The sequence below is a fragment of the Burkholderia sp. APQ4-4ca genome, from assembly GCF_057837105.1.
The window spans coordinates 1-23,607 of sequence record NZ_JBYQCG010000243.1 but is presented as its reverse complement, the minus strand read 5'-3'; the positions used below and the strand labels follow the sequence as shown (position 1 = coordinate 23,607).

The window sequence follows — 23,607 nt, the reverse complement described above, 5'->3', positions numbered from 1 at the left end:
TCCACGCACCCCGGTATTCGAGGTTGGCCCGGTGCGTGAATGGCGCGCGCCGCTTACCGGCAGAAATCCATGAATAGAACTTACCGCACTGTGTGGAACGCGGCGCGCGGCGCAATCGTCGCGGTGTCCGAACTCGATCGGGCGACCGGCAAGGGGAAAACCGGAACCGGGGCCGACGCGCGCGGCACCGGCACGTCGGTCACGCTGAAGTCGCTGACCGTTGCCGTGCTCGGGAGCATGGCGATGTGGTCCGGCGGCGCGGCGGCGCAGGTGGCGGTTTCCGGCACGAACTGCCCGGGGACGGCGACCGCGAACACGAACAACGGCATCGCGATCGGCTGTACGGCGAACGCCGCGGCGACGAGCGGGGCGATCGCGATCGGCGCGAACGTCACGGCGAACGGCGTCAACAGCACGGCCGTCGGCATCTTTTCTCAGGCGACCGCTCAAGCTGCAACGGCGATCGGGACGTCGGCGTCCGCGGGCGGTACCAATTCCGCCGCGATTGGACCGGCCGCGAAGACATCGGGCGCCGCCAGCACTGCGGTCGGCCCTTTCGCGAACGCGTCGAACACAGCCGCATTCGCCGGCGGCAACGGCGCGGCCGCGTCCGGCTCGGCTGCCATCGCCGTCGGGTCCGGGTCCGCCGCATCGGGTGACAATTCGGTCGCGGTCGGCCAGAGCGCGGTTGCAGACAATCTGGGCGGGACCGCGGTCGGCAGCGCCGCGCAGGCGACCGCTTCGGGTGCAGTCGCGTTCGGCAGCAACGCGACCGCGTCGAGCGGCAACGCGATTGCGGTCGGCTATCAGTCGACTGCCACCGGCACGAACTCGATGGGGTTGATGACCCACGCCGTCGCGAGCGGCACGCAATCGATTGCGATCGGCACCAACAGCACGTCTTCCGCCACCTCCTCCGTTGCGCTCGGCCCCACCGCGCAGGCCACGAATGCAGCCGCCACCGCGCTCGGCAACGGCGCGAAGGCGAGCGGCAACACGGCGCTCGCGATCGGCGGACAGGCAGTCGCGGCCGGCGACGGCACCGTGGCGGCGGGCCAGGGCGCAGGCGCAGGCTCGACGACCGCCAACACCGGCTCGATCGCGGTCGGTGTCGCGACCGGCACGCTCGTGAGCGGCGCGCAGAACACCGCGATCGGCGGTGGCATCGCGAGCGCGATGCGCGGCGCGGGCTCCGGCGTCACCGGCACGCGCAACGTCGCACTGGGTAGCGGCAACGGTACCGTCACGTACGACGGCACGCTGGCCGCCTCCGCGGGCAGCCTTGTATCGGGTAACGACAACGTCGCGATCGGCACCAATGCGGGCATCGGCGTCACGGCAAGCGGGACTACGTCGGTCGGTCTGAACGCGAACGCATCGGGTACGAATGCGATCGCGATGGGCGTAGGCGCTCAGGCGAGCGGCGCGAACAGCCTGAGCATCGGCACGGGCAACGTCGTCAGCGGCGCGAATTCCGCCGCGATCGGCGATCCGAGCACCGTCACGGGCTCGGGCTCGTATTCGCTCGGCAACAACAACACGATCAATTCGAACAATGCGTTCGTCGTCGGCAACGGCGTGACGGTGCCCACCGGCCTCGACGGCGCGGTCGTGCTCGGCAACGCGTCGACGGTGTCGGCCGCCGTGCAGACGCCAAGCGCGGTCATCGGCGGCACCACGTACAACTTCGCCGGCGGCACGCCGGCGGCCGGCGACGTGGTGAGCGTCGGCTCGGGCGCAGCGCCGCGGCAGATCCAGAACGTCGCGGCCGGGCGGATCAGCGCGAGTTCGACCGACGCGATCAACGGTAGCCAGCTTTATTCGTCGAATCTGGCGATCAACGCGTTGTCGACGTCGACGGCGTCGAGTATCACGTCGTTATCCACGTCGACTTCGACCGGGCTCGGCTCGCTGTCCACGAGCCTGAGCTCGGCGAACAGCACGATCACGTCATTGTCGACCGGACTGTCCAGCACCGACAGCAACCTGACCTCGCTATCCACGGCCACGTCGGCCGGTATCGGTTCGCTGTCCACCAGCCTGAGCTCGATCACCACCAACAACACGAACCTCGGCAACAGCACGGCCGGCGCGATCGGCGGCGGCGCCACCTACGATCCGACCACCGGCACCGTCTCCGCGCCGTCCTACGTGACGTATAACAGCGACGGCTCGACCACGATCAACAACAACGTCGGCTCCGCGATCGACAACATCAACGCGAACGGCATCAAGTACTTCCACGCGAACTCCACCGCGCCGGACAGCCAGGCGCGCGGCCTGGACAGCGTCGCGATCGGCCCGAACGCGATTGCGCAGGTGGACGGCAGCATCGCGCTCGGCGCCGGTTCGCTCGCCGATCGCGCGACGGTGCCCACGTCCGGCATCATCCGCAACGGCAGTGCGTCGATCCCGTTCGACACCACCGACCAGACGCTGCTCGGCGCGGTATCGGTCGGCGATGCGACGAACAGGACGTACCGCCAGATCACCAACGTCGCCGACGGCACCGGCCAGCAGGACGCGGTGACGGTGCGGCAACTGACCGGCGCGCTGCAGTCGTTCGCGGTCACCGGCCAGAAGTACTTCCACGCGAACTCGACGGCGGGCGATTCGCTCGCCGTCGGCGCGGAATCGGTCGCGGTCGGGCCGACGACGGTCGTCAACGGCGACAACGGCGTGGGCATCGGCAACGGCGCGATCGTCGACCAGACCGCGCCGGGCGGCATCGCGATCGGCCAGGCGGCGAGTGCCGCGCAGGCCGATGCGATCGCGCTGGGCAGCGGCGCGAGCGCGACCGGCGCGCAGTCGGTCGCGCAGGGGGCGAACGCGGTGGCGGTCAGCGTGGGCAGCGTCGCGCTCGGCTCGGGCGCTCGCGGCAGCGCGACCGATGCGCTCGCGCTCGGCGCAGGGGCCTCGGCGACGTTCGCGAACAGCGTCGCGCTGGGCGCCGGTTCGCTGACCACGGTCGGCGCGCTGACGAACTACGTCGCGTACGGGCTGAGCAGCCCGCAGTCGTCGGCCGGCGAAGTGAACGTCGGCAACCGGCAGATCACCGGGCTGGCCGCCGGCAGGAACGGCACGGACGCGGTGAACGTGTCGCAGCTCGATTCGGTCGCGAACCAGCTGACGACGTTGATCGACCAGCGCACGACCAACCTCGGCGGGCAGTACACGACGAACCCGCCCGGCGGCAACGTGCCGCCGGGGGCGAGCGGGTCGAATTCGTCGGCGGGCGGGTCGGGGGCGGTCGCATCGGGCTCGAACAGCACGGCGGTCGGCAACAGCTCGACGGCGTCCGGCAATGGTTCGACCGCGATCGGCGTGGGTTCGACCGCATCGGGCAACAACTCGACGGCGCTCGGCGCGGGCAGCAACGACGGCGGACGCTCGAACGTGGTCGCGGTCGGCTCGGCGGATTCGGCGCGCCAGGTCGTGAACGTCGCGGCCGGCACGCAGGGCACCGACGCGGTGAACGTGAATCAGCTGAACGCGAGCGTAGGCAGCACGCTGTCGCAAGCGAACAGCTACACGGACGGCCAGGTCGCGGGCTTGCGCAACAGCCTCGACAGCTATCGCCGCGACGCGGACGGCGGCACCGCGACGGCGATGGCCGTGGCCGGCCTGCCGCAACCGTCCGGCCCCGGCAAGAGCATGGTCGCGATCGCGGGCAGCGTGTACCGCGGCCAGTCGGGCCAGGCGCTCGGCATCTCGACCATTTCCGAGAACAACCACTGGATCTACAAGGCGGCCGTGTCGACCAACACGCGCGGCACGTACGGCGCCGTGGTCGGCGCCGGCTATCAGTGGTAGGCGTACGAGGCGATGCGAAACATGAAACGGAACGACAAGCGAACCATGAAAACTCAACAGGCTGGGCTGCTCGCGGCGTGCGTCGCGACGGCGGTCGCAATGACGGGATGCGCGGTGCCCCACACGCCGCCCCGGTTTCCGGACGCCGCGTCCGCGTCGCCCGCGGGCGGCACGTTCGTGAACGTCGCGAACCTGCGCAACGTCGGTACGGGCCTCAACAAGGACCAGCTCTACGAGCTCATCGGGCCGCCTCAGTTTCACGAGTGGTTCGTGGGCAGTCATGTCTGGAACTACTTGTTCGACTTCCGCCGCGGCGACACGGTGGTGTCCTGCCAGTACCAGATACAGTTCGACAGGAACATGCGCGTGAGCGCGACGTACTGGCGCGATCCGCAGTGCGCGGACTTCGTACGGGACGCAGCGCCGGCGGCGTCCGTCGCCGCCGGGCCCGCGCCGCTCGAACAGTTCACGATCGGCGGCGAGGCGCTGTTTCCCTTTGCGAAGTCGAGCGTCGATTCGATGCTGCCGGGCGGCCGTGCCGAGCTGGACGCCGCGATCGCGAAGATCCGCGCCGAAGCCAGCATGACGAACATCGACGTGGTCGGCCACACCGATCGCATCGGTTCGGAAGAAAGCAACCGTGCGCTGGCGCTGGCGCGAGCGGAAACCGTGAAACGCTATCTGGTGACGCACGGCATCGACGCCGCACGCATTCGGGCCGAAGGCGTTGGATCGTCGCAACCGGTATCGCATTGCCCGCCCGGTGAGACGCCCGCCGTCATCTCGTGCTTGCAGAAAGACCGGCGCGTGACCATTACGGTGTACGGGCAGCGCTGAGTTTGGGCTTCCGGGCGCGTGGTTGCACGAACGCCCCATTCGCTGAGCGCCGGAATCGTCCGGCTCGCGGCACGGGCGGGCGATTTCAGCACGCGCGTGCCCGATCCTCGGGCACATGACGACTGCAACATCGCGGCAACGCAGCGTCGGCGGTCGATGGGCACCGGACAGGCGAACATGGCGACGCGGCGCCGGCACCCCGATCCAGCGGCCTCCGAACAGGCGATGTGCTGCTCCGCACAAACCGGTAACGGGTTGCGCCAGCTTCGCGCCCGAAGCGCCACCGGCGCCCTCGCCGATCGGCCGATCGGCCGCGACCCGGCGCTAGCGCAAACCCGAACCCGGTTGCACTGTTCATCGCGATTCTGGTCCTGTATCGTCGTCGCATCCCCGATTGCGAAACCGCTGCATGGGAGGCTCACGATGCGAAAAAAGAATGCTGCAGCCGTCTGGATCCTGATCGCGATGGTGGCAGGCATCGCGATCGGCTACATGGTCTTCACGAGCTTTCCGGACAAGAAGGCCGCCGCCGAAGTCGCCGGGTACATCTCGCTCGTCTCCGACGTGTTCCTGCGGCTGATCAAGATGGTGATCGGGCCGCTCGTCTTCTCCACGCTGGTCGTCGGCATCGCGCACATGGGCGACGCGGCCTCGGTCGGGCGCGTATTCGCCAAATCGATCACCTGGTTCGTCACCGCGTCGCTGGTCTCGCTGCTGCTCGGGTTGCTGATGGCGAACCTGCTGCGGCCCGGCGACAATCTCGGCTTGCCGCTGCCGGACATCGGCGCATCCGCGAACCTCGCGACGTCCAAGTTCACGCTGAAGGATTTCGTCGGCCACATGGTGCCGAAGTCGTTCGCCGAGGCGATGGCGAACAACGAAATCCTGCAGATCGTCGTGTTCTCGATGTTCTTCGGCGTCGCGCTCGCCGCGCTCGGCGATCGCGGGAAGGTCCTCATCGCCGCGATCGACCAGTTGTCGCACGTGATGCTCAAGATCACCGGCTACGTGATGAAGCTCGCGCCGCTCGCGGTGATGGCCGCGATGGCCGCCACCGTCGCGGTCAACGGGCTGTCGGTACTGCTGAAGTTCGCCGTGTTCATGGGTGACTTCTATCTCAGCCTGTTCCTGCTCTGGGCATTGCTCGTCTGTGCGGGACTATTGTTCCTCGGCCGTCGCGTGTTCAAGCTGCTCGTGCTGATCAAGGAAGCGTTCATGCTGTCGTTCGCGACGGCGAGCTCCGAAGCCGCGTACCCGAAGATCCTCGACGCGCTCGACCGTTTCGGCGTGAAGCGCAAGATCTCGAGCTTCGTGATGCCGATGGGCTATTCGTTCAACCTCGACGGCTCGATGATGTACTGCACGTTCGCGTCGCTGTTCATCGCGCAGGCGTACAACATGCACCTGTCGCTCGGCACGCAGATCACGATGCTGCTCGTGCTGATGCTCACGTCGAAAGGGATGGCCGGCGTGCCGCGTGCATCGCTCGTCGTGATCGCGGCCACGCTGCACCAGTTCGGGCTGCCGGAGGCCGGGCTGCTGCTGATTCTCGGCGTCGACACGTTCCTCGACATGGGCCGCTCGGCCACGAACGCGGTGGGCAATTCGATCGCGAGCGCGGTGGTCGCGAAATGGGAAGGCCAACTGCTGTCGGAAGCGGAAGCCGAAGCCAACGCGGCGCGCATCGAAGCGGAGCAGGAAGCGACGATCGCCCATCCGACCGAAGCCTGACGGAGGCCCCGCGATGAAGATGCAGCGATTCTGGCGTGCGCTCGCGCTCGCGGGCCTGCTTGCCGCGGGCGCAACGGCTCACGCGGAAGATGCGCCCTCGACGCCGCCGCGCGCCGAGCCGTTCGCGCCGGCCCAACTGACCGGCACGCTCGCGAAAGTGCGCGGCAGCGGCACGATCGCGCTCGGCTATCGCGACGCGTCGATCCCGTTCTCGTACCTGAACGCGCGCAACCAGCCGATCGGCTATTCGATCGAGCTGTGCAAGGCACTCGTGTCGTCGATCGAGGATGCGATCAACCAGAGCCTGACGATCCGCTGGGTGCCGGTCACGTCCGACAACCGCATCGACGCGGTGGTCAGCGGCAAGGTCGATCTGGAGTGCGGCTCCACGACCAGCAACCTCGAGCGCCAGAAGCGCGTGGCGTTCTCGCCGATCTTCTTCGTGGCCGGCACGAAAGTGATGGTGAAACGCGGCACGCCGATCCGCTCGTTCCGCGATCTCGCGGGCAAGAAAGTCGCGGTGACGGCCGGTACGACCAACGAGAAGGCGCTGCGCGACCTGAACGACCGGTTCAGGCTCGGGATCCAGCTACAGGTGGTGCCCGATCATGCGCAGGGCTTCGCGCTCGTCGCGAACGGCAGCGCCGATGCATTCGCGACGGACGACGTGCTGCTGTACGGCCTGATTGCAGAGAATGCGAGCAAGGGCGGCCAGTACGACGTGGTGGGCGATTTTCTATCCTACGACCCGTACGGCATCATGTTCCGCAAGGACGATCCGCAGCTCGCGCAGGTCGTGAAAACCACGTTCCAGGAATTGGCCGCCGACGGCGAGATCGCGCGTCAGTACAAGCGCTGGTTTCTGCGCCCGCTTCCGTCGGGCTTGAGTCTCAACCTGCCGATGAGCCCGCAACTGGAGACCCTCATCGAGGCGATCGGCGTCAACGCGAATTGAGCGCGGCGCCATCGTCGACATGAATGACGAAACGAGAACGGCCCCGATGCCCTCACCAGGCACCGGGGCCGCCCGCCGGAGGCAACGCGTTCAGCCGACCCGCGCCGCGCCCTGCTGCTCCGCCTCGGCGTCTTCGCCGGCCGTTCGCGCCAGCACCGGCTTCAGCGCCTGCCCGGTATGGCTCGCGCTCACCTTCGCGAGCGCTTCGGGCGGCGCCGCCGCGACGATCGTACCGCCGCCCACGCCGCCTTCCGGCCCGAGATCGATGATCCAGTCGGCTTCCGCGATCACGTCGAGGTCGTGCTCGATCACGACGACGCTATGCCCCGCATCGACCAGCCGGTGCAGCACGCGAATCAGCTTCGCGACGTCGGCCATGTGCAGGCCGACCGTCGGCTCGTCGAGCACGTACAGCGTGTGCGGCGCCTTCTGGCCGCGCCGCGTGATGTCGTCGCGCACCTTCGTCAGCTCGGTGACGAGCTTGATGCGCTGCGCCTCGCCGCCGGACAGCGTCGGCGACGGCTGGCCGAGCGTCAGGTAGCCGAGCCCGACGTCCTTCATCAGTTGCAGCGGATGCGCGATGTTCGAGATCGGCGCGAAGAATTCCACCGCCTCGTCGATCTCCATCGTCAGCACGTCGCCGATGTTCCGGCCGCGCCACGTGACGGCGAGCGTTTCCGGATTGAAGCGCTGCCCGTGGCACACGTCGCACGGCACCTTCACGTCGGGCAGGAAGCTCATGCCGATCGTGCGCACCCCCTGCCCTTCGCAGGCCGGGCAACGCCCGTCGCCGGTATTGAACGAGAAACGCGACGCCGTATAGCCGCGGGCGCGCGCTTCCAGCGTATCGGCGAACAGCTTGCGGATCGTGTCCCACACGCCGATATAGGTCGCCGGGCACGAACGCGGCGTCTTGCCGATCGGCGTCTGATCGACTTCGAGCACACGGTCGATCTGCTCCCAGCCGCTCAGCGACTCGCAGCCCTGCCACGCATGCGTGACGTTCAGCGACGGCCGCGGTGCGCTGCGCGCGAGCACGCTCGAGCGGCGATTGGTGGCCGGCGCGTCCTGCTGCGCGGCCTTGCGCGCGCGCCGCGTGGCCGGCGACGACAGCACCGAGCGGCCGACCGCGTCGAGCAGGTTCGTCATCAGCACGTCGCGCGCGAGCGTCGACTTGCCCGAACCGCTGACACCCGTCACCGCGACGAGCCGCGCGAGCGGAATGCCGACCGTGACGTCGCGCAGGTTGTGCAGCCTCGCGCCATGCACGGTCAGCCAGGCTTCCGGCACGGCTTCACCGCCCTTCTTGCCCGGCAGGCTCACGCGGCGGCGCGGCTGCAGCGGATGCAGCATCGGCTGCGCGAGCAGACGCCCCGTCACCGAATCCGGCTGCGCGGCGAGATCGGCGACCGCGCCTTGCGCGACCAGCGTGCCGCCGCGCTTGCCGGCGCCCGGGCCGACGTCGATGATGTGATCCGCGCGGCGGATCGTGTCCTCGTCATGCTCGACGACGACCAGCGTATTGCCCTTGTCGCCGAGCTTGCGCAACGCGTCGAGCAGGATCTGGTTGTCGCGCGGATGCAGGCCGATCGTCGGCTCGTCGAGCACGTAGCACACGCCCTGCAGGTTGCTGCCGAGCTGCGCGGCCAGCCGGATCCGCTGCGCTTCGCCGCCCGACAGGCTCGGCGCCGCGCGATCGAGGCTCAGGTAGCCGAGGCCGACTTCCTCGAGAAACGCGAGGCGGCTGCCGATCTCGCTGACGATGTCGCGCGCGATCTGCGCGTCGCGCCCGGTGAGTTCGAGCGCGTCGATCCAGCGGCGCGTGTCCGACACCGTCCACTGCGCGACCTCGACGATCGGATACGCGTCGAACGTGACCGCGCGCGCGGACGGGTTCAGCCGCGTGCCGTGGCAATCCGGACACGGCTCGTTGCCGACGCCTTCCGGTTCCTGCTCGTCCGACGGCAAGGTTTGCTCGCGGCCGCGATCGTCGCCGGCGAGCACCGTGTCGTCGTATGCGGCGCGCTGCTCGCGCGTGAGCGTGACGCCGGTGCCGACGCAGGTCGTGCACCACCCGTGCTTGCTGTTGTACGAGAACATCCGCGGATCGAGCTCCGGATAGCTCGTGCCGCATACCGGGCACGCGCGCTTGACCGACAGCACCTTGACCGCGCCGACCTGCGCGGTCGAACGATCGTTCTGCATCGCGTGATGCAGCCCGTCGAGCGGCGCGAGCAGGTGCATCACGCCCTTGCCGAGTTCGAGCGTCTCGTCGAGCCCGCGCCGCAACTCGGCCTCGTTGTCGGGCGACACGACGATATCGGCCACCGGCAATTCGATCGTGTGCTCGCGGAAGCGGTCGAGCTTCGGCCACGGATCGACCGTGACGAATTCGCCGTCGACGCGCAGATGCGTGCTGCCGCGCGCCTTCGCCCACTTCGCGAGATCCGTATACACGCCCTTGCGGTTGACGACGAGCGGCGCGAGCAGCCCGACGTGTTCGCCGCGATGATCGCGCAGCAGTTGCGCGGCGATCGATTCGACGGACTGCGACGTGACCGGCGTGCCGTCGTGGATGCAGTGCTGCAGGCCGAGCTTCACGTACAGCAGCCGCAGGAAGTGCCACACCTCGGACGTGGTCGCGACCGTGCTCTTGCGTCCGCCGCGCGACAGCCGCTGCTCGATCGCGACGGTCGGCGGAATGCCGTACACCGCGTCGACCTCGGGGCGGCCGGCCGGTTGCACGATCGAGCGCGCATATGCGTTCAGCGATTCGAGGTAGCGGCGCTGGCCTTCGTGGAACAGGATGTCGAACGCGAGCGTCGACTTGCCGGACCCCGACACGCCGGTGATCACGTTGAACTTGCCGTGCGGGATGTCGACGTCGAGCGCCTTCAGGTTGTGCTCGCGCGCGTTGACGATCCGCACGACGTCCTCGCCTTCGATCGCACGGCGCGCGCGCGCCGCATTCAGCACGGCCTGCAGCGGCACGCCTTCGTCGGCGCGCACGGCTTCGCCGTCCATCTCGCGGTCGTACTGCAGCAGCGCCACGCCGGTATGCGATTCGGCGCAGGCCTTCACGTCGTCGGGCGTGCCCGCGCACAGCACGAGGCCGCCGCCGTCGCCGCCTTCCGGACCGAGATCGATCAGCCAGTCGGCCGCGCGGATCACGTCGAGGTTGTGCTCGATCACGATCAGCGAATGGCCGGCCGCGAGCAGCTTGCCGAACGCCTGCATCAGCTTCGCGATGTCGTCGAAGTGCAGCCCGGTGGTCGGTTCGTCGAACATGAACAGCTTCGTGCGTGCGATGCGCGCCTCTTCCGTCGCGACCCGGCGCCCGTTGGCCGCCGCCGCCGATTCGGCGAGGAAGCCGGCGAGCTTCAGGCGCTGCGCTTCGCCGCCCGACAGCGTCGGCACCGGCTGGCCGAGCTTCACGTATTCGAGGCCGACGTCGACGATCGGCTGCAGCACGCGCAGCACCTCGGCATCGGTCGCGAAGAACGCGGCCGCTTCGCTGACGGTGAGATCGAGCACGTCGGCGATGTTCAGCGCGCGGCCGTCGCGCTCGATGCGCACTTCGAGGATTTCGGCACGATAGCGACTGCCGTCGCAGTCCGGGCAGCGCAGATAGACGTCGCTCAGGAACTGCATTTCGATATGTTCGAAGCCCGAGCCGCCGCAGGTCGGGCAACGGCCGTCGCCCGAATTGAAGCTGAACGTGCCTGCGCCGTAGCCGCGCTGCAACGCGAGCGGCGCCTTCGCGAACAGCTTGCGGATTTCGTCGAACGCGCCGACGTAGCTCGCCGGGTTCGAGCGCGTGGTCTTGCCGATCGGCGACTGGTCGACGAACACGACGTCGCCGACCTGGTCGGCACCCGTCAGGCTGCGGTACGCGCCCGGCGATTCGGTCGCCTTGCCGTGGTGCCGCGCCATCGCCGGATACAGCACGTCCTGCAGCAGCGTGGATTTGCCGGAGCCGGACACACCCGTCACGCAGACGAGCCGCTGCAGCGGAATCTCGACCGTCACGTCGCGCAGGTTGTGCTCGGTCGCGCCTTCGAGCACGATGCGCGGCGTGTTCGCGTCGACCGGGCGACGCGCCCAATTCGACGCATGCGCGACCTGCTTGCGGCCGCCGAGATACTCGCCCGTCAGCGTGTGCGCCGAGCGGATGTCGCCCGGCGTGCCGTCGTACACGATCGTGCCGCCGCGCTCGCCCGGGCCGGGCCCCATGTCGATCAATCGATCGGCCGCGAGCATCACCGACGGATCGTGCTCAACGACGACCAGCGTATTGCCCGCGTCGCGCAGCCGCTGCATCGCCTCGACGATCCGCGTGAGATCGCGCGGATGCAGCCCGATGCTCGGCTCGTCGAGCACGAACAGGGTTTTCGTGAGCGACGTGCCGAGCGCGGTCGTCAGGTTGATCCGCTGCACCTCGCCGCCCGACAGCGTGCGGCTCTGGCGATCGAGCGTCAGGTAGCCGAGCCCGACGTCGCACAGGTATTTCAGGCGCGTGCGCACTTCGGCGAGCAACAGCTTCAATGCATCGTCGAGCAGCGCGCTCGGCAGCACGATTTCGTCGAAGAAACGCCGGATGCGCTCGATCGGCAGCAGCATCAGGTCGTGCACCGTCAGGCCCGGCAGCGCTTCGAGCTGCGCGCGGCTCCAGTCGACCCCGCGCGGCATGAAGCGAGCGGCCGGCGCGAGCACGCCGTCGGCATTCTCTTTCGAGCCGAGCCGCCATTGCAGCGATTCCGTCTTCAGGCGCGCACCGCCGCACACGTCGCACGGCGTGTAGCTGCGGTATTTCGACAGCAGCACGCGGATGTGCATCTTGTACGCCTTCGATTCGAGATAGCCGAAGAAGCGCTTCACGCCGTACCACTGGCTCTGCCACTTGCCGTTCCAGTCCGGCGAGCCGTTGACGACCCAGTCGCGCTCGGCATCCGTCAACTCGGACCACGCCACGTCGCGCCGGATGCCGGCCTTCGCCGCGTAGCGCATCAGGTCGTCCTGGCACTCTTTCCATGCGGGAGTTTGCATCGGCTTGATCGCGCCGCCGCGCAGCGTCTTGCGCGCGTCGGGAATCACGAGGCCGAGATCGACGCCGATCACGCGGCCGAAGCCGCGGCAGGTTTCGCACGCGCCGTACGCCGAGTTGAACGAGAACAGCGCCGCTTGCGGCTCCGCGTAGCGCAGATCGCTGTCGGGATCGTGGAGCCCCGTGGAGAAGCGCCAGATCGACGGCTCCGCCGTCGCGTTTTCCGCTTCCGGCGCCAGCACGTACACGTTCACACGGCCACCGCCGCGCTTCAGCGACGCCTCGATCGCCTCCACCACCCGCACCTTGTCGGCCTGCTGCACGCGGAAGCGGTCGGCCACCACGTCGAGCACCTTGCGCGGCCCGGTGGACGACGCGACTTCGCGCTGCGCCTGCACGCGCGTGTAGCCGCTTGCCGACAGCCACTGCGCGATTTCCTCGTCGGACACCGCTTCCGGCAATTCGACCGGGAACGTGACGACGACGCGCGGATCGGCCGCCTGCGTGCGCGCGACGAGTTCCGCGTAGATCGTTTCAGGCGTGTCGTGCCGCACCTGCCGCGCGGTCTTGCGGTCGAACAGCTCGGCCGCGCGCGCGTACAGCAGCTTCAGGTGATCGTTCAGCTCGGTCATCGTGCCCACGGTCGAGCGCGAACTGCGGACCGGGTTGGTCTGGTCGATCGCGATCGCGGGCGGCACGCCGTCGACGCGCTCGACCTGCGGGCGATCCATCCGGTCGAGGAACTGCCGCGCATACGCGCTGAAGGTTTCGACGTAGCGCCGCTGCCCTTCCGCGTACAGCGTGTCGAACACGAGACTCGATTTGCCGGAGCCCGACGGGCCGGTGACGACCGTCATTTCGCCGGTGCACAGGTCGAGATCGAGATTCTTGAGGTTGTGCTGACGTGCTCCGCGAATGCGGATCAGATTGCTGGATGACAATTTGCCTGCCCGTCTGAATGAGTTAGCCGGAATTCACGGTGCCGGAACGCTGCGGCGGATGCCCGCAGGCGCGGCGCACGCGCCGCAAGGGTTGGACCTGTGCGGCGCGAGTTCGACGGATACTATACTGTATATTCATACAGTTTTCCATCGCCGCCGTCACTCGGCGAAACAGCCAGGCGATCGCGCGGGTCGGTTTCCGTCCGATGGCCCGAAACCGCGCTTGCCGCCCCAAAAAGCACCTGCCTGCCAAGTAAAAAATTCGCGAAATAAAACCCGTTTCGTCTCTTTTTACCTCCGATGAAATTTGTCCGACGAATTCACAAAATGTCACAATCGCATCCATTCCTGATGCTTTATATTCCCTAACCGTTGTTCCAGACGGACCAAAAAGCAAACGTTTGCCTGCTCGCCGCCCGATATTTTGCAGGCGCCGGTCGACAGGCCGATCACGTTAGTCGGGGTGCATGATGCGCATACTGGTGGTAGAGGATGATCCCGTTCAGGCCGAGGAAGTCCAGAGCGCGCTGGCTCCGTACCGTCACACGATCAAGGTCGTCGTCGACGGCGAACAGGCGTTGCGGTTCCTGCGATCCCAGTCCGTCGACGCGGTCGTGCTCGACTGGCACTTGCCCAGCATGACCGGAATCGAAGTGCTGAACTGGATTCGCACGCGCGCCGACATCGAATACGGCGTGCTGTTCCTGACCAGCCGGATCCAGGAACTCGATGTCGTCAGAGCGCTGGAGGCGGGTGCCGACGACTATCTGACCAAGCCGTTTCGCGCGGAGGAGCTCGCGGCACGCGTCAACGCGCTGTTGCGCCGCGTCGCGCGCAACGTGAAGCGCGACGAGCCGATCCGCGCGGGCGAGTACGTGCTGGATCCGGTGGAACGCGCGGTCCGGCTGCGCGACAGCAAGATCGAACTGACGACCAAGGAATTCCAGCTCGTCACGTGCCTGTTTCAGAACCTCGGCAAGATCATGTCGCGGGAGCTGCTCGCAACGACGGCGTGGGGGCGCGAATTGGGCACGGAATCGCGTTCGCTCGATACGCATATCTACCGGATCCGGCAAAAGCTGAAGCTCGGCATCGAAAACGGCTTGCGACTGTCGGCGATCTATACGCTCGGCTATCGGCTGGATCAGACCAAGGCGACGATCGACGTCCCTTGCGACACCCGGGCGCTGGCCGAGGATCGGGCGTGAGCACGCGTCGCATATCGTAGGGGGCGTTGCCCGCGGGACGGCGCAGTGCATCGCATGCCGCGCCTGGGTATGGCTTCATCGCGTTCTGGGCGTCGCGACGATCGGCCGGCGGCGCCCATCCCGTTTTTCCGTTCGCGCGACGCCGGAACACAGCCGCACCGCGATCAGTTTCCCAACGCGGCATCATGGTCGTGCCTCGACAGAAACATCAGGAACGTCGTCCCTTCGCCGAGCTTCGATCGGACCTGCAGCTTTCCGCCGAGCGAATCCACCACCGTCTTGACGAATGCCAGGCCGAGCCCATGCCCGGACATCGACGCATGCCCGTCCAGCTGCGTGAATTCCCGGAACAGCTTTTCCTGATCCCGTTCGGATATGCCCGTTCCGTAATCAGTGACGGCGATCTTCACGTGCCGATCCGTGGCGGACAACTCGACGTCGACCGTCGACGCTTCCCGCCCGAACTTGATCGCATTGCCGATCAGATTGACGAACGCGCGTCGCAGCAACTGCACGTCGGCGATCGTGCTGAGCCCCGGCTCCGCTGTCAGATTGACCGTCGTGAATTTCGCGCTTGCCTGCGGCAGCAGATCGTCCACGGCATCCCCCAGCACCAGCGCAGGATCGACTTCGGCGAGCTTCGGCGGCAGGTTCTCGGCCTTGGCCAGGAACAGGAAATCGTCGGACAGGCTGAGCGCACGCGTCGCATACTGCGACACCAGTTCCGCAAATCGCTGCGGCGTATACCGCGACGGGTCGCGCTGCATCTGGGAAACCAGCGCGAGGATGGAGGCCTGCGGCGATCGCATGTCGTGCGACAGGAAGCGCAGCGCCATGTCCCGCTGCCGCTCGGCCATCCGTACCGACGAGACATCCGCGACATGGAACACCAGCGCGCCCTCGCCATAAAACGATGGACGGATCAGCGCGCACTTGATCAACAACGACAGACCGTCGCGCGCATTGGCTATCTCGATGCCTTGATCGAACTGGGATTTCGTTCGTGCCGATAGCGCGTCGCCATCCGGCCAGTGATCGAGCGACGCCAGCGCCTGCGCGGCAAACTCGTTGGCCCGGTGCGACCCCGTGATCTGGAACAGCACGTCCGAAACCGCGCGTCCTACCGGCGAGTTCCCCGCCCGCGAATGCGCATCGCGATCCGCGCACAAGGACATCACGCGCGCGTTCGCGAGCAGCACGATTCCGGTAGCCGACGCGATCAGCGTCGCCTCCGGCAGACTGTCGACCCACGCGTCGCTCAGCGCGCGATACCGACGCACTTGCGTGTCCAGCATCGCAACGCGATTCAACTGCCGCTGCACCGGATCCATGCAATGCCCGGCCCGGACAGGCTTCGCATGCAGCACGGGTTCGGCCGTCATCCGGTTCGTCAGCAGCGCAGTGAAGCGCAACAAGGCTTCCAGACGTCGCCACGACCACAGCAGGTAAGCGAGTACGCAGATCGACATGCCGGTCGTGGGCGGCATGACCCGGCCTTGCCAGGTGAAGATGGCGAAGGCGGTCGCCGCAATCGCGCTCGACATCCCCATCGCCGCGCACAAGCCGGCGGAAGGACCGAGCCTGTAAAGCAGCGTGCAAACCGCTGCAACGATCAGCTCGTTGAACAGCAGTTCAGCGGCGATACCCAAGCGGCCGGACATCGCTGGCCCGAAAAAGACCTCGTCGACACGCTGCAATGCGTGTGTCTCCGTCAAGATCAGGCAAATCAGCATGAGCGCCAACGTCAGCCCTACCCACTCGATTGCAAGGTTCGACGGCGCATGCTCGGGCACCTGCCCGCCCTCGTCACATGAACGGGGCCGTCGCGGCCCAATCAATCTTCCGAACATGTCAATCAGATGATGCTCCATCAATATCGCATTGGGCAACATTTGAAACGACCGAATCAAACGTCGCAGATCCCCCGACCCTAATACATAAAACGATACAATAAAATTTTAATTGAATTAATTTGTTTTTTATAGATATCTTAGTTTAATAAACCAACAAGCACACCAACCCGATATTATTATTTTAAGATAAATCGCCAGACAAATAAAGAACCACTCCCAATTAAAAATTGTATTACATTTGGATATTAATTGAAATTGATTTCAAATTAAGTTTAAATGGAAATCGACATTTTTGGCATCCAACCACGGCTTTTTATGCCGATCAATATTGCGATCCAAAGCTTACCCCCTCACCCCGACACCAAAAAACCCATCACGTTTCAGATCAAAAAAATTCACAAAGGCCGCTATGCCGACCATAAAACATATACCAGACAAAGATCACGCATTCGACATCAATTCCGTTAAACAAATTTACATTTGATCACTTTTCGATATTGAAAATTTCAGTCCCGCTCCATAGAATTGGTCGATCAAACGACGAAGCCATCGCCTCCATCGGCCTGCATAAATGTTCACAAACAGCACATTTGCGTCAAACCATCCATTGAACGATGCCGAACGGGGACTTCGTCAGGACGAATTCTTTTTCCTGCTGCAGCCGAAATTCTCGTTGCAGGCATACCGGCTGTCCGGCTTCGAGTGTCTGATGCGCTGGCGACATCCCGAGCGCGGCGTACTGGAACCGGTGTCGTTCCTCAGCGTGATCGAGGACTCGTTCCTTGCCGCACGGTTCACCGACCTTCTCACCCGGCACGCGACGCGCACGCTCGCGCAGTGGACGGCGGCCGGATACGACGAATTGGCGCTTGCGATCAATTTGTCGCCGCTGGAACTCGGACATACGGATTTTCCCGGTCAACTGGCTACGCTGCTGAAATCGCACGGAATCGATCCGTACCGTTTCGAGATCGAACTGACCGACGTCGTGCCGCCGGCCCGGCTCGACTGGCTGGTAGAAGCCATCCACGCGGTGCAGGCGATTGGCGTGCGTGTCGCGCTCGACGACTTCGGCGCCGGCTTCAACTCGTTGACGCTGCTGCAGCAATTGCCTGTGGACATCGTCAAGTTCGATCGCTCGCTGATCCGCGACGTGCTGCAGAACGGCGAATCCACACGTGTGCTCGAAACCCTGGTGCATCTAGCAAAAGGTCATGGCAAGCAGATCGTGATTACCGGCATCGAGACGGCAGAGCAACTCGAATGGGCCAGCACGCTGCCCGGTGTCGAGGGCCAGGGCTTCTACCTTGGCGAACCGCTGTGCGCAGCCGACGTCGATGGTTTCATTGCGAGCCGCCAGCGCAGCCCCCTCGCGTAGACACGCATGGCGGCCGCCCTGCCCGCCCCATGCGCAACGCGCCGGCAGGTTCGGGCAGGTCACACGATTCCAATGTGAAAAGCGGACCGCTATCTACCACCGGATCAACGCCGACCCCCACGTAAAACCCGATCCCATCGCCGGCGTCAGAATCAGGTCGTTCTCCTTTATCCGTCCGTCGGACACGGCGTCGCTCAGCGCCAGCGGAATGGACGCGGCCGACGTATTCCCGTGCTTGCCGACGGTGAGCACGACTTTCTCCATCGGCAGATTCAATTTGACGCCGAGCGTCTGCACGATGCGCTGGTTCGCCTGATGCGGCACGATCCAGTCGACATCGTCCTGGGTCAAGCCTTGCGACGCGAGCGCTTCCTCCGACGCTTCGGCGAGGTTGACGACGGCATGCAGGAACACGTCGCGCCCTTCCAGATGCATCTTGCCGGCGCCCTGCGTCGACGATACGCCACCGTCCGTGTGGATCTTGTCGTGATACCGGCCGTCGGAGTGCAGATGCGTGGTGAGAACGCCGCGCGGCGCGTCGCCGTCGCGCCGCTCGCCGCGCAGCGCCACCGCGCCCGCGCCGTCACCGAACAGCACGCAGGTGTTGCGATCCTGCCAGTCCACGATGCGCGACATCGTCTCCGCGCCGATCACGAGCGCGGTGCGCACCTGCCCGAGCCGGATCATGTTGTCGGCGACCGACAGTGCGTAGACGAAGCCCGAACAAACGGCCTGCACGTCGAACGCCGCGCCGCGCTGCATGCCGATTGCCTGCTGGACGCGCACGGCCGTCGCGGGCATCGTGCGATCGGGCGTGCAGGTCGCGAGCACGATCAGATCGACGTCGGCGCCACCGAGGCCGGCCTGTTGCAGCGCGGCCTTGGCCGCGCCGATCGCGAAATCGGACGTATGCTCGCCGCTCGCCGCGATACGACGCTCCTTGATACCGGTGCGCTGCGTGATCCACTCGTCCGACGTGTCCACCAAGCGCGCGATGTCATGATTCGTCATCCGCTGCTCGGGAAGCGCCGAGCCGCAACCGACGACGCGCGAAATCCTGTTGTCCGCGCGAGTGATGTCCGCCATCTTCCGTACTCCGGTGAAGGTCGATAAGGCGCCGGGCGACCGACCGATCGCAGCCGGCGCACGCCGTTACCAGTTACCCACGCTCGTGCTTTCGCCCGGCGCCGTGTCGGCGGCGGCGTCCTGCCCGCCCAGCGACACGAGGTGTTCGGCCAGCGACATGAAGGTCGGGTAATCGTAGAGCACCGTGTCGTCGATCTTGATCTTGAGCCGCTCTTCGAGGAAGAACGCGAGTTCGACCGAATGCATGGAATCGAATCCCGCGTCGGCGAAGGTCTGGTCGAGATCGGTCGGTACCTGGAGATTGTTCGCTTCAGCCCACTCCTGGATCCACGCGAGAATGGTCTGTGCGGTCGCGGGGGATCCGCTCACGTTTGCAGCTTGAAGTTGGTCGCTCATGGCATCGATCTCCTACTGTGGGATTGAGAAAGAAAGGCGCGGCACGGACCGGGCCTCGTATGGGTGAAAGGGTTGATGCCGGCACACGCTAGGTGGACGCCGCCCGTGCGAGCGAGTCGGCCACCCCATCCGCGGTGCCGGCGCCGCCGCCGAAGCAATCCGCGACGCGCCGCGCCGAGGGCTCGCGCACGATCGAGTTGTGATCGTCGTCGAACACGCTCACCGTGATGTCGCCGTGCGTGAGCAGCCGCAAGCTCTCCGTCGCCTGCGCGCCCGACGGGTTGCCCGGCGTGCGCGCCGCAAGCGCGTACGCAATGCGCGTGTGCACCTGTTGCGGCCGGTGACGCGCGAGCGCCAGCGCACTGGCCGCGTGCAGCCGTGCGATATGCGCGAACATCGCGGGGTCCGCCCGCCGCCGTACGTCGCCGAGGTAAAAGTCGCGATCGAGCATCGCATCGAAGCGCGGATCGGCAAGCCATGATTCGACGACCTGCGTGACCTCCACGGCGGAAAATTCGCCATCGAGCTCGCGCAGCCGCATCGCGAATTCGCCGTCGTGGAACGGGCTGTCGACGATCATCAACGGCGGAGCGGCAAGCCCCTGCGCTTCCCACTGCGCAGCCATCTCGTGCGCGACGATGCCACCGAACGACCAACCGCCCAGCAGGGCCGGCAGCTTGCCGTGCGCCGCGAGCAGCGCCGCACGATAGCGCGACGCCAGTTGCCCGATCGAAAGATACGTCGGTGCGCGCCCCGGGTCCGCATACGGATGGCGGACCGCGACGATCGTCGGATCGCCGGGCCACACGGCGGCCAGATCCTGATAGCAGAGCACGTTTCCGCCGACCGGATGCACGAGCGCGACGAGCGGCCCGGCGCCCGTACGCAGCGTGACGACGAGCTCGCGCTCGTCCGCCTCCGCGGGCTCCGGCTGCGCAATGTGCGCTCGGATTTCCGTATCGGGCGCGTGGTCGTGCGACGCGACCAGCCACGCTGCAAGCGACGACAGCGACGCGCCGCGCGCGAGCATCGAAACCGGCGGCATCCGGCCGAATTGCTGTTGAAGGCGCACGCGCAGTTCGGTCAACGCCAGCGAATCCAGGCCCTGACCGACGAGCGAAACGTCCTCCGCGAGGGTGACGTTATCGGCTGCGACAGCCGCCGCCATGGCACGCAACGTCGCAAGCACCTGCCCCGTATTCGCACGAGCAATCGCATCGCCGACGCCGGACGCTTGCGGCGCTGCTGGCCCGCGTGCGTCGTTCGCCACGACGTCGTGCCGCTGCGGGCGCGACGCCGAGCCCGCAGCCGCGCGAGACGGGAACGGCAACTCGAAGCGCTCGGCCTCGAACGGATAGCCCGGCGCTTCGGCCGGCCGCGGCGCGTTGCCATACAGGCGGCTCCACGCGATCTTCTGCCCGACGCTGTAAAGGCGCGCGCAGCCGTGCGCAAAGCCGGTCGATTCCGTTTCATCGTCGCCTTCCGGCCCGTCGGCGAGCGACGAGATCGCGCATTGCCAATCGCCGCCGGCGACCGCGCGCGCGAGCTTGGCAAGCGCCGCACCGGGCCCCACTTCGACGAACAGCGTCTTGCCGTCGGATGCGGCGACCAGCGCATCGTGAAAGCGCACCGGCTGCTCCACGAGATCGAGCCAGTGCTCGACGTCGGCGATCGCGTCCGTCGCGCGTTCGCCGGTGAGCGTGGAAACGATCGGAATCGACGGCGACGCAAATTTCAGCGGTTCGAGCGCGCGACGAAACGCGTCGCGCATCGACCGCAACATCGGCGAATGGCCCGGCGTGTCGTAGGTCTTGAGCAGCGACACGCGCCTGCCGGCCGCGATCATCGCGTCCTGAACCTGGGCGACCGCGGCCTTCGTCCCGCTCACGACGGTTTGCCCGGGCCCGTTGATGCCGGCCACGAACAGGTCCGTGCCGAACGTGAAGCGTGCGGCCAGCTCGTCGGCGCCGGCGGCGACCGCGAGCATTGCGCCGGTAGGCGTCGCCGTGTCGAACAGCCGGCCACGCGCCTCCACGGCCTTGAGACCGTCGCCGAGCGACATCACGCCGCCGATCACGGCCGCCACATGCTCGCCGAGCGAATGCCCGATCAGCAGGTCGGGCCGCACGCCGAGGTCCGTCCATGTACGAGCCAGCGCGTAACACACGATGAAATGCGCGAGCTGGCCCGGATGATGGCGCACCGCGTCAGCGGTACGGCCGTGGATCGCGTCGATAACCTCGCGCGCCGTCCCGGCGTCGAGCTGGCCGATGCACGCATCCGCATGCTTGCGGAACAAACCGTTCCCGGCGTACAGATTCGCCCCGATGCCGGGCTGCCACGCCCCTTGGCCGGGAATCAGAAACGCCACGCGGCGTTGCGCCGGTTGCTCGCCCGCATGCCATTGCCCGGTCGGATCCGCCGCGAGAAACGCGTCGAGCGCCGCGACCAGTTCCTCCCTGGTCGAACCGACCACCGCGACGCGATGATCGAAGTGATCGCGCCGCACGCTCGACGTATGGCACGCATCGCGCAGCGGCGTGCGCGTGTCCGCGAGCCACGCGCGCCATGCGGAGGCGGCGCGCCCGCGTGCCTCCGGCGATCGTCCGGACAGCGTCAGCACGCGCTCCCGCGCGACTTGCGCGGCGGTATCGGGTGTCGCGTCCGGCGCGGCAAGGATCAGATGGACGTTCGTGCCGGTGATGCCGAAGCCGCTCACGCCGACCAACGCGTCGCCTTCGTCGAGCGGCATACCTTCGCGCGGAATCTCGAGCTGCGCGCCTTCCCATTGAAAACGCGGGTTCGGCGTCGCGAAGTTCACCTGCGCCGGCACGTGTCGATGACGGAGGATCAGCATTGCCTTGATGAAGCCGGCCATGCCGGCCGCGCCCTCCAGATGGCCCAGTTGCGACTTGACGGAGCCCACCAGGACCGGTTTGTCGCGCATGACGTTGCGCGCATAGACGTTGCGCAGTGCGGAGAGCTCGATCGGATCGCCGAGTGCGGTGCCCGTGCCGTGCGCTTCCACGTACGCAACGGCTTCCGGACGGATACCCGCGCGAGCCAGCGCACGACGGATGACGGCCTCCTGCGCCGCGCCGTTGGGCGCCGTGAGGCCGTTGCTCGCGCCGTCGCTGTTGACGGCCGAGGCCACCAGCACGGCATCGATACGATCGCCGTGCGAGCGCGCATCGTCCAGTCGCTTCATCACGAGCGCCCCACCGCCTTCGCCGCGAATATAGCCGTCGGCGTTCGCATCGAATGGACGGCACTGGCCGGACGCCGACATCGCCTGGAGGCGCGCGACGCCGATCGTTTCCTCCGGCCCGAGGATCAGGTTCACGCCGCCGGCGATCGCCACGTCGCATTCGCCAGCCTGCAGGCTCTGCGCGGCAAGATGGATCGCGACGAGCGACGACGAGCACGTCGTGTCGACGAAGATCGCGGGCCCGCTCAGGCCCAGCACGTGCGCGACGCGGCCCGGCGCCATCGCGCGCAGATTGCCGAGCTTCGAATACGTGGTGATTCGCTCAGGATCGCCCGACCATACCGTGCGCCGGCCGTAGTCGGCTTCGCCGGTCGTCATGAAAACGCCGACGTTCCTGCCGCGCAGCTGCCCCGGCGCGATGCCGGCGTTTTCGAGCGCGGCCCATGCGAGTTCGAGCATCCAGCGCTGCTGCGGATCCATCTCCATCGCCTCGGCCGCCGACGTGCGGAAGAGCTTGCGGTCGAAGCAAAAGGGATCGTCGACGTGGCCGGCCACGCGCGAATACGTGGTGCCGGGTTCATGCGGATCGGATGAATAGAATGCGTCGATATCGAACCGCTCGCGCGGTGTTTCGCGGATCGCGGTGCGGCCCGAATTCAGCAGCGTCCAATAGCTCGATGCACACGACGCGCCCCCGGGAAAGCGGCACGACATGCCGATGACGGCGACGCGTCTCGCCTCTGTAGTTGACCGGTCCATACCGTTCTCTCAGCAAGAAGAATGCTTCGTGGCTAGTGGCGACGCGCGGCGTCGAGATCGTCGCGACTGCTCGCCTGGACCAGCACCGCCATGTTGCCCGGCAGGTGTTCGTTCGCGCGGATCTTCGCGTGCGCGTCCGGCAAGCGGTTCCACGGGAACACTTCCGACAGGCACGGATCGATCTTGCCGCTCATCACGAGCCGGTTCGCTTGCGCCGCTTCCTTGAGGCTCGCGAAGTGACTGCCCTGGATACGCTTCTGCCGCATCCATACGTAACGTGCGTCGCAGGTCAGGTCGTAGCCGCTCGTCGCCGCACAGAACACGACCATGCCCCCGCGCTTCACGACATAGCAGGACGGCGCGAAGGTGTTGCGGCCCGGGTGTTCGAACACCATGTC

Annotated in this window: 13 protein-coding genes; 6 read left to right on the top strand and 7 right to left on the bottom strand. The window is 66.6% G+C overall.

Annotated features, from left to right (window positions below; genetic code table 11):
• Window positions 1–39 precede the first annotated feature (39 nt).
• The 4 genes from AC3IFE_RS32535 (at window position 40) to AC3IFE_RS32520 (ending at window position 7,336) form a co-directional block, all read left to right on the top strand.
• A complete protein-coding gene (locus tag AC3IFE_RS32535) occupies window positions 40–3,813 on the top strand; it encodes a YadA-like family protein (RefSeq protein WP_489194426.1) in 3,774 nt (1,257 codons plus the stop codon).
• A gap of 177 nt (window positions 3,814–3,990) precedes the next feature.
• Window positions 3,991–4,650, top strand: a complete 660-nt coding sequence (locus tag AC3IFE_RS32530; protein WP_489194424.1) for an OmpA family protein — start codon at window positions 3,991–3,993, stop codon at window positions 4,648–4,650.
• Between the two features lie 423 nt (window positions 4,651–5,073).
• Entirely contained in the window at window positions 5,074–6,381 is a 1,308-nt protein-coding gene (locus tag AC3IFE_RS32525) for a dicarboxylate/amino acid:cation symporter (RefSeq protein ID WP_089471487.1), read from the top strand.
• A gap of 13 nt (window positions 6,382–6,394) precedes the next feature.
• Window positions 6,395–7,336, top strand: a complete 942-nt coding sequence (locus AC3IFE_RS32520; protein ID WP_489194422.1) for an amino acid ABC transporter substrate-binding protein — start codon at window positions 6,395–6,397, stop codon at window positions 7,334–7,336.
• Window positions 7,337–7,426: 90 nt separating this feature from the next.
• Here the strand turns inward: AC3IFE_RS32520 and uvrA are convergent, their stop codons facing one another.
• Together uvrA and AC3IFE_RS32510 are read right to left on the bottom strand one after the other, a co-directional pair.
• Window positions 7,427–13,321, bottom strand: coding sequence for an excinuclease ABC subunit UvrA (uvrA, locus tag AC3IFE_RS32515; protein WP_489194420.1), 5,895 nt, complete (start codon window positions 13,319–13,321; stop codon window positions 7,427–7,429).
• Window positions 13,322–13,343: 22 nt separating this feature from the next.
• On the bottom strand, window positions 13,344–13,667 hold the full coding sequence (locus AC3IFE_RS32510; RefSeq protein ID WP_489194418.1) for a hypothetical protein: 324 nt from the start codon (window positions 13,665–13,667) through the stop codon (window positions 13,344–13,346).
• Between the two features lie 121 nt (window positions 13,668–13,788).
• Between AC3IFE_RS32510 and AC3IFE_RS32505 the strand changes: the two genes are divergently transcribed.
• Window positions 13,789–14,529 carry a response regulator transcription factor gene (locus AC3IFE_RS32505; RefSeq protein WP_489194416.1) on the top strand — a complete coding sequence of 247 codons (741 nt, stop codon included), beginning with the start codon at window positions 13,789–13,791 and terminating at the stop codon, window positions 14,527–14,529.
• Window positions 14,530–14,693: 164 nt separating this feature from the next.
• Here the strand turns inward: AC3IFE_RS32505 and AC3IFE_RS32500 are convergent, their stop codons facing one another.
• The gene (locus tag AC3IFE_RS32500; RefSeq protein WP_489194414.1) at window positions 14,694–16,322 is read right to left on the bottom strand and encodes a sensor histidine kinase; all 1,629 of its coding nucleotides are present in this window, start codon (window positions 16,320–16,322) and stop codon (window positions 14,694–14,696) included.
• Window positions 16,323–16,989: 667 nt separating this feature from the next.
• On the opposite strand from AC3IFE_RS32500, the gene AC3IFE_RS32495 reads away from it, so the two are divergent.
• On the top strand, window positions 16,990–17,760 hold the full coding sequence (locus tag AC3IFE_RS32495; protein ID WP_489194412.1) for an EAL domain-containing protein: 771 nt from the start codon (window positions 16,990–16,992) through the stop codon (window positions 17,758–17,760).
• Between the two features lie 93 nt (window positions 17,761–17,853).
• Here the strand turns inward: AC3IFE_RS32495 and AC3IFE_RS32490 are convergent, their stop codons facing one another.
• The 4 genes from AC3IFE_RS32490 to AC3IFE_RS32475 form a co-directional block, all read right to left on the bottom strand.
• Complete coding sequence (locus AC3IFE_RS32490) at window positions 17,854–18,846, bottom strand: beta-ketoacyl-ACP synthase III (protein ID WP_089471493.1); 993 nt, start codon at window positions 18,844–18,846, stop codon at window positions 17,854–17,856.
• A 66-nt stretch (window positions 18,847–18,912) separates the two neighbouring features.
• Window positions 18,913–19,242 (bottom strand): acyl carrier protein, encoded by a 330-nt coding sequence (locus tag AC3IFE_RS32485; protein WP_489194409.1) that lies wholly within the window; start codon window positions 19,240–19,242, stop codon window positions 18,913–18,915.
• Window positions 19,243–19,330: 88 nt separating this feature from the next.
• Window positions 19,331–23,209: a type I polyketide synthase gene (locus AC3IFE_RS32480; RefSeq protein ID WP_489194407.1), complete on the bottom strand. Its 3,879-nt coding sequence runs from the start codon at window positions 23,207–23,209 to the stop codon at window positions 19,331–19,333.
• 32 nt (window positions 23,210–23,241) lie between these two features.
• On the bottom strand, window positions 23,242–23,607 hold a 366-nt coding region (locus tag AC3IFE_RS32475), incomplete at its 5' end, for a zinc-binding dehydrogenase (protein ID WP_489194405.1).

Bases quoted from the DNA above. Each gene is read 5' to 3' on its own strand.
- AC3IFE_RS32525 (WP_089471487.1), top strand. From the start codon at position 5,074: ATGCGAAAAAAGAATGCTGCAGCCGTCTGGATCCTGATCGCGATGGTG.
- AC3IFE_RS32520 (WP_489194422.1), top strand. From the start codon at position 6,395: ATGAAGATGCAGCGATTCTGGCGTGCGCTCGCGCTCGCGGGCCTGCTT.
- AC3IFE_RS32480 (WP_489194407.1), bottom strand. From the start codon at position 23,209: ATGGACCGGTCAACTACAGAGGCGAGACGCGTCGCCGTCATCGGCATG.
- AC3IFE_RS32485 (WP_489194409.1), bottom strand. From the start codon at position 19,242: ATGAGCGACCAACTTCAAGCTGCAAACGTGAGCGGATCCCCCGCGACC.
- AC3IFE_RS32510 (WP_489194418.1), bottom strand. From the start codon at position 13,667: ATGGATGCGATTGTGACATTTTGTGAATTCGTCGGACAAATTTCATCG.
- AC3IFE_RS32490 (WP_089471493.1), bottom strand. From the start codon at position 18,846: ATGGCGGACATCACTCGCGCGGACAACAGGATTTCGCGCGTCGTCGGT.
- AC3IFE_RS32535 (WP_489194426.1), top strand. From the start codon at position 40: ATGGCGCGCGCCGCTTACCGGCAGAAATCCATGAATAGAACTTACCGC.
- AC3IFE_RS32505 (WP_489194416.1), top strand. From the start codon at position 13,789: ATGATGCGCATACTGGTGGTAGAGGATGATCCCGTTCAGGCCGAGGAA.